Below are 13,363 nucleotides of genomic sequence, written 5' to 3' on the forward strand. Positions count from 1 at the left end.
TGTCCGGGACGGCCGAGAGACTGAGCGCCGTTTGGCAGTACCGGCACCGCCAGGAGTGTGGTCCCTTGGACTTACGACGCAGTCGCGCGTTGGTGGCGTTCGCTCTGGCCGGAGTCGCCATCGGGTCCGCCGTGTTCACGCCGACCGTGGCAGCGGCGCACCCGTTCGGCGATCCGCAGACGGTGGACGTCGCGCTCGACGCGCAGCGGCCCGAGGTCGTCCGCGTGCACTGGCGGGTCGGCGGCCCGGACGATCTCACCCTGCTCGGCGTCTCCCTCGGTGTGCTGCCCCAGGACCGGGTCAGGGCCGACGGCACCGTCGACTACCAGTACACCGACCCGGACACCGTCGGTGCCTCCGAGCAGTTCGCCGGCTACCTGCTGCAGCGCATCACCGTCACCGCCGAAGGCCGGTCCTGCGCCGGCGCGGTCGAGCGGCCGATCCGAGCCCTCGGCCTGAAGGGTGCCACCGCCGACTACACCTGCCCCGGCCCGGTCGCCACCGCCACCGTCGCGGTGCGGATGCTCACCGACCTCAACCCCGCCTACAAAACCCTCGCCACCGGCCCCGCCGGGCAGCGGACCGTCTACCAGGGCGACAACGACAGCCACGACTGGACCCTCACCGGCCCGCCCGCCACCGACGGCGCGGGCCTGGGCCGCAGCGCCGCCGTGCAACTCGCCGCCGTGATCGGCGGCCTGCTGCTCGCCGCGGCCGGCGGCCTCGCGGTGGCATACCGCCTGCGCCGCGCCCGGCGGCAGGTGGCCGCATGAACGGCCTGGCCGCCTTCGCGACGTCCCTGTCCGACCGGCTCCAGGACCTCATCAACACCCCGGGCATTACGCCGCTGGCGTTCGCGCTCGCCTTCCTCGCCGGCGCCTTCCACGCCGTGCAGCCCGGCCACGGCAAGACCCTGGCCGCGGCCTACCTCGCCGGCTCCCGCGGGCGTATCCGCGACGCCGCGTGGCTCGGCGGCTCGGTCGCGGTCATGCACACCCTGTCGGTGCTCGTGATCGGCGTGGCCTGGACCTTCCTGTCACTGTCCGACGTCGTGCGGATGGAACAGCTCACCACCTGGCTGCAGATCGCCGCCGGCGTGCTCGTCGCCGCCACCGGCGTGTGGATGCTGCGCCGCCACCTGCGCGGCGGCGGCCACTCCCACCATCACGGCCACAGCCACGGCCAGGATCACAGTCATGGGCCAGACCACGATCACGGGCATGACCACGATCACGGCCACCTCCATGACCACGGCCACGCCCATGATCACCAGCACGCGCCGGCGAAGCGACCCGGTCTGCTCCTGCTCGGCATCTCCGGCGGCCTGACCCCGTCCCCGTCCGCGTTCCTCGTGCTGGCCGCCGGCCTGTTCCTCGGCCGCGCCGGCTTCGCGCTGCTGCTGGTGATCACGTTCGGCCTCGGCATGGCCGTCGTGCTCTTCACCGTCGGCGTCCTCGCCGTCGCCGGCAGTTCGCTGCTCACTCGCAGCGTCCGTTCCCGCACCGCGCTCACGCTCGCCAGCCGGATCACCCCGGTCCTCGCGGCCGCCGGCATCACCGTCTTCGGCGCCGGCCTCGTCACCGTCGCTGCGGTCCACCTCGCCACCGTCGCCTAGCTCGTCGCCCCACGACGCGGGGTCCACAATCGTTGCAGGGTGGCGGCGCCCAGACTGGCTGAGGACCATCGCACTGGGCGCCGCCAGGCCCGGCCGGCACAGCCACCGGCCGGACGCATCCGAACGAAACGGCCACGCCCGTCGCGGTCGCCTCACTTCACATCTGCCACTGTGCTGTATTTGCCATAGAGTTGCAACAGCAGCCGGCCAGTTGACGCCTGCTGGAGACACCGCTCGACGACGCGATCGAGCACCTCGACGCGCTCGTCGACGCACAGTTGCTGATGCTCGCCCGCACCGACCGGGTCGGGCAGGTGCGCTACCGGCTGCACGACCTCGTCCGGCTCTACGCCCGCTCGCTCGCGGAGCCGGCCGAGTCCGCGGACGCGCTGACCCGCGGCCTGGGCGCGTGGCTGGCCCTGGCCGAACGGATGGCCGGCGCGGTGCCCGGCCCGTGCTTCGCGGTGCTGTCCGGCCCGGCCGCGCGCCCGCGTTCTCGACGTCTCCCACAGCCGAGAGTTCGCGAGGGAGGGCTGGCTCCTCGCTCGGCGGGGTGGTACGCGGCGGTCAGTCAGGCGGTGGTGGCAGGTTTCGGTTGGCCATCGCCGTCCAGAAGTTCTCCAGTTCGTGCCGGCTGATCCAGCGTTGCCATCTGCCCCCTATCCGTCCCGGCCGGTGCTTGGCGAGTTGGCGGCAAAGCCCTTCGCTCACCTCAGCCTGGTAGGTCTTCTCGCCGATGGCGGGGTAGGGGCAGAGCCGGAACGGGCAGTTGTCGGCGCAGTTGTTGCCTGGCTGGGGCTGATTTACCGAGCCGATCGTGCGGCTGACGTCGAGATACTGACGGGATTGGGTGAGGCATGGTGGCAGGTCGGACCGGGCGGCGCGGCGCATGCGCTCGTCTCGCTGCTCGGGGTCTTCCCCGCGGTCGGCGAGGTTGAGTATGAGCAGCACCTCGGCGACCAGAAGCTGGGCGCGTGGATGCAAGGCCGCCCAGCCGACGGACGGTTGGATCCACTGCTGCAGCTCTGACGCTCCGCCGTATGGTGTGCCGCTGGAGCCGACTTGGCCCACGACCCCGCTCTCGTCGATCCAGACGAAGTGTTGCGGTTCCCGGCTGGTCAGTGCCAGTGCGGCGAGGTCGGCTGCCTCGCGGACCAAGGGATGGGGATGCTTGTCGTGGCCGGGGACGGACGTCGGGGACAGGCTGCCAGCAAGGTCCAACCAGTACGTCACCATAGCGCCCGGGTCCGCAGCGTGCCCGACCCGCGGCGACGCGGTGCTCGGGTTGTCGGGCAGGTTCAACAGTGCCAAGGCCTGAATCAGGATCAGATGTGAGTACCAGAATCGCGCGTGCGCGAGTGTCGACTCGGCCAACTCGATGAGCGCGTTGCGTCTGCGGCAGAAGTCGTCGTGGCGTACACGTTCGCGCGTCTGCGGTTCCCCGCGGTTGTTGGCAGCGTATCGGAAGCCCTGCGCCAGCGCGATTTCGGACTGGATGTTCGGCTGGCGTTCTGGATGACTGGGATCCACTGTGGTAAGGCCGTCGATCCATCGTTGGAGGTTCTCTTCCGGACCGTTGTCCCCGCTCTGACCGGAGGGGTCGTCCTGTCTGCTCTCGCATGAGAGGTAGAGCAGAGGAGCGAGCCACGCACACATCACACGCTCCCGCGCCTCGTGTTCTGGTGTCCCGTTTGGGTGCGAGGCTACGAACTGCTGGGGATGGTCACGGTTCCACCGCCTGTCGAACTCTTGATGTAGGTGCGCGAACGCCAGGTCGCCGCCTGCGCCGATCTGCTGGGCCAGGGCGATCTGTTGCGGAAATGCCTTCTCGCAGCAAGCAATCTCGTAGTAGGAGACATAGAACTTGTCGGTTTGCCCCGGTTCGCACCGTAAGGTGCCCTCAGTGCGACGCTCCTGGTTCGTGGCACGGGTTGTAGGTGACTTGTGGCTCACCACCCGCCAGCGCATCCAACCCAGCCAGCTTGACTTGGCGGCGGGGAGTACGTGCCGCGCGGCTATGGTCCGCGCCGCGTCGCCCATTCGGGTGACCAAGACCGTTCGGGCGTCGACCAGATCCCGGTCGAGCAGGTCCTCGGTCTCGTCCTGCACGTCTTTCCAGATCTGAGCCACGCTCGCCGCCAGCTTGGCGTGGTCCTGACTTTCGAATCTTTTGCCGCTGTCGACTCCGAATGCGGCGGCGTACAACGCGAGGGCATGAGATTTGTCGTACCTCACAAGCTTGTCGGCGTTGCCGGCGAGCTGCAGCGGCAGGCTCCTATCGTCGATCGTTTTTGGCAGCGGCCTTTGGTCTAGGTCCGGCTTACCCGCTTTCGGCAGCGCATCGCGAGACTCGCTAACGCCCCGGCGGGAGGCGAGCACCAGGGCGATAAGGAAGGCCGTAGTCGGGTCGCCCATAGCCTTGCTCCAGTAGGTTGTGTCGCCCCGTTCAGCCTCCTCCAGGAGAATCGGCAGATAACGCGACCCGAGGTATGCCTGCAGTTGGCTGTGGTTGAATCGCATCGAGTCTCGCCTTGCTTCCACGATGCCTAATTCACTGCCCATGATGGCCGCTTCGCGGAGACGTTTCATCCATGATCGCCGGGCATTTCTATCAAGATCGTTGTTGCTGATGTTATCGTTCTGCTTGATCTGTCCGGCCAGGGTACGGATGAGCTGGCACTGATAGGCGGCCATCCCGGTGGCTCCAGATTGGTTACCTTTATCGTCGCTAGTCTCGGTGCCGACCAGGTCGCTGAATCGGGTCTCTGGGCTGTCCTTCAGCAACCCTACGCAGGCAAGCGCCGACAGGACCTCCAGTGTTGTTTCTCGTTGGCCCTGCTTCAACGCGAAGTCCTGGTAAAGGTAGCCATCGCAGATCGCCTGGCGCCAGGCGTCAAGTATCCGAAGGCGTAGTTTGGCCTTGTCCGCGTATTGCTCCGCTGACGGGTCATGCTTGCCGCTGGACACGCCGACCAATTCGAGCCAGAGTGGGTGAGCATTGTGGTAGAGCCGGCGGGTCAGGTTCAGGTATAACGGCGCGGAGGAGACTTCAGCGCTGCTGATCATCCGGGCGAGTTGTTTGTAGTCCTGCGGCCCGGCGTCTCTCTTCAGATAGTCCAGTGCCGGCTTCTCACCCAGCGGCTCCAGCTCGACAACGGCGGCGTTCATGGCCCGCAGCGGGTCATGTGGGCGGGTGGCGATGACCAGCGGGAGCCGCTCCTCCTCAGCACGCCTGATCGCGAGTCGGATGATGTTGTCACGGTCCCGGCCATGGTCGCCTTCGGTGGAGGCGGCTCGGTCCTTCAATGCCTCTTCAAGGCCGTCGGCGAGCACAACGATCCGGTCGGCGCGCCGTAGCATCCGAAATGCCCGTTCAGACTCGGTCTCGGAGAATGAGTCGGTGCCGACTTCTTGTTGAAAGCACTTCAGGGCTAGCATGGAGAAGTCGAGATTTCCTTGCGCATCGCTGAGCCGAATGTTGATCGGGATGGCGTCCCGTCGGGCCAGCTGCTTGGTCAACTCCACCATGACGGCTGTCTTTCCAGATCCGATTCCTCCCTGGATTATGTGCACTCTCCGATTCTCGTCGTGCAGTTCTTCGATGAGCGTGCTGCACAACTCATCCCGGCCGACCACCTCGTCGAGGATGCTGCCTGCTGTCTTGATCAGTTCTTTAGGTCGATTGATGGCCTTCTTGCGGTAGTGGTTCGCGATGTCCCGCCGACGCCAGGAATAGAAGAGGGTCGTGGCGGCGGCGACTGCGAGCAAGGGTTGAACGAAGGAGGCAGAGTCCCGCCAAATGTGCAGGACTTGTTCGGGGATCTTCACGATGTGCACCCAGCGGCCGGCGACGAGCCACGCAATCCACGCGATAAGGATGATGTCGCCCACGGCGACGAGGCAGAATACCGGCGTTAGATGTGGCCACCAACGGGAAGGTCGGCCGGCGCCTCGGCGCGCGGATCGGATCTGTCGTTTCGCGACACCTTGGCGAATGTTCAGGAAGAGCCTGTCGGCCACGTGACGCAAGGCCACGCGGATCTGCCGGACCGGTTGGATAGGATTCCTGCGGAACACCATCGGACGGGCCTCCCGTATGCACGTGAAGAGCTGGTTTGTCAGCGGCAGCGCCCGAATGTCGGACTGTATCTTCGTCCTTATTCAGCCTACTACGGCAGCCGTACTTCGTAATTTGATCATGTAGTCGGACTCGGTAGTGGTACCAGGGGCGGGCCGGATGCCGCCGTCTGCGCCATCAGGACCAATCCAACTCAGGTGGTGTTTGACCGATGGCCCGTCATCCGGTGCGGAGATTGGGGTAATCCATGTCGGCATCGATGTCCGCACCTGCCAAAGTTGGTGCTCGTGCTGGGCCGTCGGGGCGTTTCAGCCGCTCGCGGATCTTGCCTTTTGATCGGCGGGCGTGATTGGCCAAGATGATGGCCAGCAGCGCGATCACGCTTCGGGCTCGGTCCCGGACCCCGCAGGGCTCGGCGGCCTCGCGCAGGCGGTGCGCAGCTCTGTACAGCCGACAGGGTATGGTCGCGGACCACCCCGCCTTTATCGAGGGGGCATCGGGCACGCGTCGACGATGATGGGGGCAAGCGTAAGCAGCCCGATGCTCAGCACCGTCGAACCGCAATGCGGCGGTTCCAGAGAGGGCTGCCGCCCGTGGGCTCGGCGCGGGGCTCCGGGAGCGGGCGCCGGGTACTGCGAAGGCTGCGCGCCCGCTCGCGCCCGTCGGGCCAGGAGCCACGTTGCCGCTGTCACGGCGACGAGTGCGCCCTTCATCAATGCCGGTTGTCGCATCGTTTCCTCGGGTGAGGGGAGGGATCACTCCGCGCTCGCGAATCAGCGCACCGAGTGGACGCGCGAAATCTGCAGGTCCTCGATGTCGGCCGCCGCCACGGTGAAGCCGCCGGGTCTCGCTGTTCGGGACCGTCGCTGGCCGTTCCGCGGGAGTCGCATCGGGACCTCTCGTCGCGTTGTCTGTCGAACTCATCCTCGCGGCGGTGCGGAAAGTTTTGGCGTGGGGACGTACTGGGTTGGCGGCTGTCGCGCCGTGTGTGGGCTCCTGGAGTCTCCTTGTTGTCCGTTCGGCGGTCTGGGCAGCAGCTATCCCGGGGTTGGGACCATGATTCGCTCGGGGCCCTGTCCCATGCCTCCACCCTGCCCGGCATCCACCAGGCATGCCACGCCGAAGACCGACACCGCCGCAGCCAGCGCGGCGGCCCAGCGTTCAACCACCCTCGGTTATCCCCCGTTACCCCCTGCGCGAACCACCCCCCCCCCGACAACAGATGCAGCTTCCTCCGGAGAGCGCAACTATGGGTTGTGGGGGCAAAGCTCCGGGGTCGTCTCCGGACCAGTCCGAGCCGCACGGGGTGAACGAGCCGTTGCCGACGGTTGCGACGCCCGGCGCTGGGTAGGCCATGCGCCGATGCTGTACGACCTGGCGGACAGAACCGCACGGGAGGGTCTTCGATGAGACCGCTGGTACTGGTCCGCGGGTTCGGCGGGCCCAGCGTCACCGATGAGCAGGCCAGCACCTACCAGGGGTTCAACGATGGCAGTGTCTATCCCGGCCGCCGTGGCGACAATTACATCTACGAGGGCTTCGTCCTGCGCGCGATGAAGTCGGAGCGGTACCCGTACCGTGACGCCACCAATGTCGTCGGTTACTACGCCGAAGACGTCCCGGCGCCCCCCGATCCGATGGGGTTCGCCGACGACATTGTCAAGGGTTCGGTCGTGCTTGACCCGCCGGTCGCCAAGCGCATCCTCGACCGCGGGGTGAACGGCACGATGTGGATCTACCGCTACTACGATCTCAAGCCAAGAGCGATCGTCCGGTACGGCCAGGGCCTCGCCCGCCTGATCGACATCATCCGGCAGGGTGCCGAGCGGCGCGGCGAGGCGTTCGCAGGGGTCGACATCGTCGCGCACAGCATGGGCGGTCTGATTGTGCGAACCGCGCTGCGACACATGAAGGACAACGGCATCGACACGCTGGCACACGTGCACCGTGTGGTCACCCTCGCCCAAAGCCAAAAGCTGATCCATGCCCAGCCTCGCAGCAGGGCCGTGAGATAGCCCCGGAGTGGGTCTGCCGCTCGGTTGGGGTGCCGCGAACGGCCGTGGAAGGGGGCCGCCGTGCGATGATAAGTACGGCCTGCCTCCGGTTCCGGGAGGGACGATGAAGGTCCGGGTCCACCACAACGGCGACGATGTGTTCATCGCATGGAAGCCTGACGGGTTCATCGCCAGGTGCCGTGGCTTCGCCCTGCTGCGCCGGCGCAACGGGGTCGAGGAGGTTGTCAGCACCTGGGTCGGATTCGAGGGGGACCAGGCCGCCGACGGCGAGCGCCGGGCGTCGACCAACTGGCCGATCCAGAAATACCAGTGGACCGACTACATGGCCTCGCCGGGCGACCGGCTCGCCTACCGGGTGCTCGCCATGGTCGGGCCGGACAAGGCCAACCTGCGTCCCGACCCGGCGGCCTGCAGCAGCTGGACACCGGAGGTGACGTTGAGCCACATCGTGGAGCCCGGGGTCGAGGTGCTGTTCAACCGGGGGATCGTGGCGTCGCAGTGGGTGGCGCGGCGGCTCGGTGTCACGGACCACGACCTGCAGAACGCAGCCCTGGACAAGGTGATCGCCACACCCGGCGACCCGCTGCGCGACTACCTCGCCGGGCCGCTCGGCGCACGCCTGACGGAGCTGCTGGTCTCCGCCGCGAAGCAGCGCCGGCACGTGTACGCCGCGCTGTACGAGTTCGACGACCCCGAGCTTATGGCCGCGCTGCTGAAGCTGCGCAAGCGCGCACACGTGGTGCTGGCGAACGGCAGTGTGAAGAAGAAGGGTGAGGACCAGAACGCCGAGGCGCGCGGGACGCTGGCCGCGACCGTGGACCTGCACGACCGGATGTGCTCGCCGCGGGCACTGGGGCACAACAAGTTCCTCGTCGTGTGCGACAAGGACGGCACGCCGCGTTGGGTGTGGACCGGCAGCCAGAACTGGACCATGACCGGGCTGTGCACCCAGGCCAACAACTCCGTGCTGATCGACGACCCGGCGCTGGCGGCGGAGTATCGCCACCAGTGGGACCTACTGCGCGACGCCGGGGACGCGACGCCGCAGAGCCTGCGGGACTCGAACACCACGGCGCACGACCACGCCGTCGGCGCGGTCGGGGTCCGGTTGTGGTTCACGCCCACCACGGAGTTCGCCGACCTCGACGACGCGCGGCAGATCGTCGCCGACGCGCAGCGCGCGGTGCTGTTCCTGATGTTCAACCCGGGGTCGCGCGACTCGCTGCTCAACGCGATCATCGACCTGTCCCGCACCGAGCACGCCGCCGGCCGGCTTTACATCCGCGGCGTCGTCAACCAGGACCCGAGCACCACCGCCAACCCGGTGCAGCTGTTCGACCAGCAGAACCGCGAGAAGGCCGACTACGAGGTCGTGCTGCCGGCGGCGATCGACACGCCGACCGAGTTCTTCCGCAAGGAGATCAAGAAGCTCGACCGCGCGTTCGCGATGGTGCACAGCAAGGTGATCCTGGTCGACCCGCTCGGCCCGAAGCCGGTGGTACTCACGGGTTCGCACAACCTGGGCCCGAAGGCCAGCAACGTCAACGACGAGAACCTGCTGGTCATCCGCGACGCGCCAGGGCTGGCCTCCGCCTACGCGACGAACATCATGGCCGTCTACAACCAGTACCGCTGGCGCTTCCGGCGGCACCTCCAGCCCCCGGCGCGCCGTTGGAAGGGCCTCGTCGACGCCGACGGCTGGCAGAACGGCTATCTGAAGCCGGGCGGCGCGGCGCTGCGTGAGATCGACTTCTGGGTGGGCGCGTAACCCTTCGCGCCGCACGTTGATGGCGACCTCGTTGGTCGACCAGGACATGATGTCGTCGAGGCAGCAGAGCTGTGGTTCGGGCGGGGTGGCCGATTTGAGCGTGCCGAGGAGTGTCTTTCGCGCCTTCGGGTCCTGCAGGTCGGTATTGGGCCCGCCGGCGATCGAACCGGCCGGCGGGGGGACTGGTTGAGGGCGTTGCGTCCGAAGATGTAGTCGAGCCCCTCCAGCACCCCGTCGCGGTAGCGCTGTTCGCCGGTCAGGTCGAACGCGACATGCATTGAGGGGCTGGGAGGCTCGGTGCCGGTCCCTGGTACGGCCGGGCAGATCTGCCGTTCACCGCCGTCCTGCCGTGACGGTCAGTCTCCGGCCAGCGTGTGCAGGAACCAGGCGGCGACGACCCCGCCAGGGTCGGCGGTCAGAAACACCTCGCCGCCAGACGTGAAGGCGCCCACGGCCAGGCCCTCGACCGAGGTCCAGCCGATCTCGCCGGTCGAGCCGTCCATGAGCACCGCCCGCTCGTCGTCGGAGGCGAACACCCACGGCCGGCGCCCTGTCCAGCTGGCCCGGGTCGACCAGCAAGCGAACGGCGCCCACGAGTCCAGCACGGCGTCCGGGTCCGCCGCAACGACCACGGGACCGGCCGGTCCTCCGTCGGCGACGGACAGCACGCGGGCCGCGGGCCGCTCGCCGGTCGGGTCGGCACCGCCCGCGGCGAGCACGTACGCGCTGTCCGGCGCGAAGGCCAGCGCGTTGACCCGGGCCAGGCCGGCGCCCGCGGTGGCTATCAGCCGCCCCGAGGCGACCTCGCGGACGCACACCTGCCCGGCGGCGTCGGCGTATGCCACCAGGCGGCCGTCGGGGTCCAGGGCCACCGGGCCGGTCGCCCCGGCGGCGGTCATCAGCACCCGGCCGGTGGCCACCTCGGCGACCGCCACCGCCTGCGCCGGGCCGCCGGCGCCGGCGATCAGCCGCCCGTCCCGGCTCTGCGCGAGCCGCAGGAACGGCAGGTCGGGCTCGTCGGGGTCCGTGGCGCCGGCCGCCCGGACGGGGACGGTGTGCCGGCGTTGACCGTCCCGCCCGTACACCACCAGACCGGGCTCCGGCGACGTGACGGCGTCGAACCCGGCGACCAGCCGGGAGCCGTCCGGGCTGAACAGCGCCTCCCAAGCCATCCCCGCGACGTCGAGAGTGGCCAGCACGGCCGGGAGCTCGTCGTCCTCCGGCATCTCCTCGGTGTCGGCGGCATCGATCTCGGCCTTGGGCACCACCAGCTCCGTGGATCCCGGCCAGTTGTTGCCCTCCGGGCCCGTGCCCAGCAGCAGCACGCTCAGGTCGTCGGGGCACGCCAGCGCGCTCACGCCGCCTTCCGGATGGTTCCAGCACAGCAGCCGGTGCGTCGCCAGCCGGTGCCACGGCCGGTGCTCGCCCGCCTGCCGCTGCGCCCACCATCGGTCGGGCATCCGGCGAAGCCGATACGGCCAGGCGCGCAACCGCAGCGCCGCCTCGGCCACGTCGGGCTCCGACGCACCCTCGGCGGCGGAGCAGATCTCGTCCCAGGCAGCCGGTCCCGGCTCGGCCGCCAACGCGGCCCGCAATGCGATCACGGCGACATCCTGCCAAAGGCTATGCAAAGCCTGCTGCAGTACCGCCGGATGCAGGTCATCGCCCGGCGCGGCGGCCCATGCGATGACGCTGTCGGGCCGCAGCAGCACGGCGCGGGTTCGTCATCGTGCATCCGAGTCTGCGTTGCGGGGCTGCGGGGAGGGGGCGAGTTCGGGCGGCTCCGCCATGTCGAGCATGTTGAGGGACAGCTGCCATAGCTTGGTGGCCACGGTGGGATCGCCGGTGGTGCGGCGGCTCGGTCGTTGGCTGACGGGGCCGCCGAGGACGCCGAAGGCTGGGGCGTACAGTTGCCCGCTCCGCACGGCGGGATCGAGGGCGGCCCGTAGCGTCGGTTCGGCGCCGCGGTCGGCTGAATGTGACGGCACGAGCAGGTAGCTGATCCGCATGACGGTTCGCTGGGCTCGGCTGGCCTGTTTGGTACCGAGTTCGGTGCGGGCGAAGCCGGGGTCGACGGCGACGGAGATGGTGTCGTGTCCGGCCGTGGCCAGGCGCCGGCCGAGTTCGGCGCTGAAGAGGTAGTTGGCCAGCTTCGATTGGGCGTAGGCGGGGAAGGCCCGGTATCCGCCGCGTTGGTAGTTGGGGTCGTGGAACCGGATGCGGCCGAAGCGGTGCGCGCCGCTGGACAGGGTGACCACGCGGGCGTTCGGAGTCGTCACGACACGGTGGAGCAGTCGCAGGGTGAGTGCCATGTGGCCGAGGTGGTTGACGCCGAACTGCGTCTCGAACCCGTCGATGGTACGGCCGTATGTGGTCCCGCTGAGGCCGGCGTTGTTGACGAGCAGGTCGAGGCGGTCGTGCTCGTCGGTGAAGCGGTCCGCGAACCGCCGGACGTTGTGCAGGTCGGCGAGGTCGAGCGGCTGGACGGTCAGCTGCCGCGGGTCGGCGCCGGCCGATGCGATCGCCCGGCGGGCGGCCTCGCCCTTGTCCTCGTTGCGGCAGGCCAGGACGACGTGCGCACCGAGGGCGGCCAGGGCCTGCGCCGTCGACCGGCCCAGGCCCGCGTTGGCGCCGGTGACGATTACGGTCCGGCCGGACTGGTCGGGCATGTCATCGATCGACCATCGATGCATCGGACTCCTCCTAACATGAACTACGGTTCACGATCTATCATGAACTGTAGTTCATGTTGATGGCAAGGGAGGAATCACGGTGACCAGGCCACTGCGGGCCGATGCGGTCCGGAACCGATCGCGCATCGTCCGGGCCGCTCGGAAGCTGATCGCCGGGGTCGGGGCCGAGGTCGGGATGGACGAGATCGCCCACGAGGCGGGCGTCGCGGTCGGCACGGTGTACCGGCACTTCCCGGCCAAGGCCGACCTCATCGCCGCCATCGTGCAGGACCGGGTCGAGGAGATCTCGTCGATCCTGGAGGGCGGCCGCGCGGCCATTGCCGCGGGCGGCAGCGCCCGGGACGAGCTCGTCGCGGTGGTCACGGCGGTCGCCGAGCGGGTTGGCGAGGACCGCGCGCTGAAGGCCGCCGCGGGTGGCATCGTCGCCGGGTCGCTGTCCGATGTGGAGCACCGGGCCCTGACCGTGCTGGCGGACATCGTCGCGGCCGGGCATCGCGAAGGCAGCCTGCGGCCGGACGTGACGGTTGACGACGTGGCCCTGATCCTGACGCTGTTGCCGGGCGACGACATCGCGGAGCCGGGCCGGCGGCGTTGGCTCGTGCTGACCCTGCGTGGCATCCTCCGGGAGGACGACCGGCCTGGCTGACGGCCCCGGCGACGAGGCGCTCGGCTTCACGTTGACGCCGAGGGCACTCACCCGTAGGTCCTGTTCCAGAGCGGAAGGCTCGTGAAGGGCGCGCTCTGACCGCTGCGAGAGCGCGGAGCCCGGGCGCACGACGCGTCGCGTCCCGGGCTCTGCGCGTCCGGTCGTCACTCCGGGATGAAGTCAGCGGGTGGTCTCTGCGCGAGCAAGCTCCGGCCGAAGTGGTCCCAGAACGTCATCTGGGCGTAGGGGCCGACGGCGTAATGGTTCACGCCGGGCCAGATCTTGAAGTCGAAGCGCTTGCCCGCCTTGATGAGCGCGTCCGCCAGGGCGTAGGAATGGTCGACGGTGGCGTTCTCGTCGATCTCACCGCAGGTGATGAGGAGGTCGCCGGCGAGCCGGTCGGCGAGATGGACGTTGCCGAGCTCGGCATACGCGGTGCTGTCCCGGTCAGGATCCGCTCCGAAGTGCCAGTTCCACTGGCCGTACGCCATCTTCTTCGTCACGTGAACGCCCGCGACGTAGCCGGCCTCCAGCAGCGGTGCGTTGTG

11 protein-coding genes are annotated in these 13,363 nt (G+C 68.6%); 5 read left to right on the plus strand and 6 right to left on the minus strand.

All coding sequences use genetic code 11. From position 1 onward, the window contains the following. Positions 1 to 89 precede the first annotated feature (89 nt). Together ACQPXD_RS13250 and ACQPXD_RS13255 are read left to right on the plus strand one after the other, a co-directional pair. Complete coding sequence (locus tag ACQPXD_RS13250) at positions 90 to 773, plus strand: hypothetical protein (protein WP_432838157.1); 684 nt, start codon at positions 90 to 92, stop codon at positions 771 to 773. Then, positions 770 to 1,615, plus strand: a complete 846-nt coding sequence (locus ACQPXD_RS13255) for a cobalt transporter (protein ID WP_432838159.1) — start codon at positions 770 to 772, stop codon at positions 1,613 to 1,615. The genes ACQPXD_RS13250 and ACQPXD_RS13255 overlap by 4 nt, the downstream gene beginning before the upstream one ends. Before the next feature lie 152 nt (positions 1,616 to 1,767). Here the strand turns inward: ACQPXD_RS13255 and ACQPXD_RS13260 are convergent, their stop codons facing one another. The 3 genes from ACQPXD_RS13260 to ACQPXD_RS13270 all read right to left on the minus strand — a co-directional run bounded on the left by ACQPXD_RS13260 (position 1,768) and on the right by ACQPXD_RS13270 (position 6,074). Further along, complete coding sequence (locus ACQPXD_RS13260) at positions 1,768 to 1,947, minus strand: hypothetical protein (protein ID WP_432838161.1); 180 nt, start codon at positions 1,945 to 1,947, stop codon at positions 1,768 to 1,770. A gap of 235 nt (positions 1,948 to 2,182) precedes the next feature. After that, positions 2,183 to 5,506 (minus strand): hypothetical protein, encoded by a 3,324-nt coding sequence (locus ACQPXD_RS13265; RefSeq protein WP_432838162.1) that lies wholly within the window; start codon positions 5,504 to 5,506, stop codon positions 2,183 to 2,185. A gap of 406 nt (positions 5,507 to 5,912) precedes the next feature. Continuing rightward, the gene (locus ACQPXD_RS13270; RefSeq protein ID WP_432838164.1) at positions 5,913 to 6,074 is read right to left on the minus strand and encodes a hypothetical protein; all 162 of its coding nucleotides are present in this window, start codon (positions 6,072 to 6,074) and stop codon (positions 5,913 to 5,915) included. A gap of 1,025 nt (positions 6,075 to 7,099) precedes the next feature. Between ACQPXD_RS13270 and ACQPXD_RS13275 the strand changes: the two genes are divergently transcribed. Together ACQPXD_RS13275 and ACQPXD_RS13280 are read left to right on the plus strand one after the other, a co-directional pair. Further along, positions 7,100 to 7,708 carry an esterase/lipase family protein gene (locus tag ACQPXD_RS13275; RefSeq protein WP_432838166.1) on the plus strand — a complete coding sequence of 203 codons (609 nt, stop codon included), beginning with the start codon at positions 7,100 to 7,102 and terminating at the stop codon, positions 7,706 to 7,708. Between the two features lie 103 nt (positions 7,709 to 7,811). Further along, positions 7,812 to 9,476 (plus strand): phospholipase D-like domain-containing protein, encoded by a 1,665-nt coding sequence (locus ACQPXD_RS13280; RefSeq protein WP_432838168.1) that lies wholly within the window; start codon positions 7,812 to 7,814, stop codon positions 9,474 to 9,476. Between the two features lie 356 nt (positions 9,477 to 9,832). Here ACQPXD_RS13280 and ACQPXD_RS13285 read toward each other — a convergent pair whose 3' ends face one another. Together ACQPXD_RS13285 and ACQPXD_RS13290 are read right to left on the minus strand one after the other, a co-directional pair. Beyond that, on the minus strand, positions 9,833 to 11,080 hold the full coding sequence (locus ACQPXD_RS13285) for a WD40 repeat domain-containing protein (protein ID WP_432838170.1): 1,248 nt from the start codon (positions 11,078 to 11,080) through the stop codon (positions 9,833 to 9,835). Positions 11,081 to 11,200: 120 nt separating this feature from the next. Then, a complete protein-coding gene (locus ACQPXD_RS13290) occupies positions 11,201 to 12,169 on the minus strand; it encodes an oxidoreductase (protein WP_432838172.1) in 969 nt (322 codons plus the stop codon). Positions 12,170 to 12,248: 79 nt separating this feature from the next. On the opposite strand from ACQPXD_RS13290, the gene ACQPXD_RS13295 reads away from it, so the two are divergent. Then, entirely contained in the window at positions 12,249 to 12,815 is a 567-nt protein-coding gene (locus ACQPXD_RS13295) for a TetR/AcrR family transcriptional regulator (protein ID WP_432838174.1), read from the plus strand. 164 nt (positions 12,816 to 12,979) lie between these two features. Here ACQPXD_RS13295 and ACQPXD_RS13300 read toward each other — a convergent pair whose 3' ends face one another. Beyond that, complete coding sequence (locus ACQPXD_RS13300) at positions 12,980 to 13,318, minus strand: alpha/beta hydrolase family protein (RefSeq protein WP_432838176.1); 339 nt, start codon at positions 13,316 to 13,318, stop codon at positions 12,980 to 12,982. Between the last annotated feature and the right edge of the window lie 45 nt (positions 13,319 to 13,363).

Source organism: Dactylosporangium sp. CA-092794 (genome assembly GCF_050948465.1).
Lineage (GTDB): Bacteria > Actinomycetota > Actinomycetes > Mycobacteriales > Micromonosporaceae > Dactylosporangium.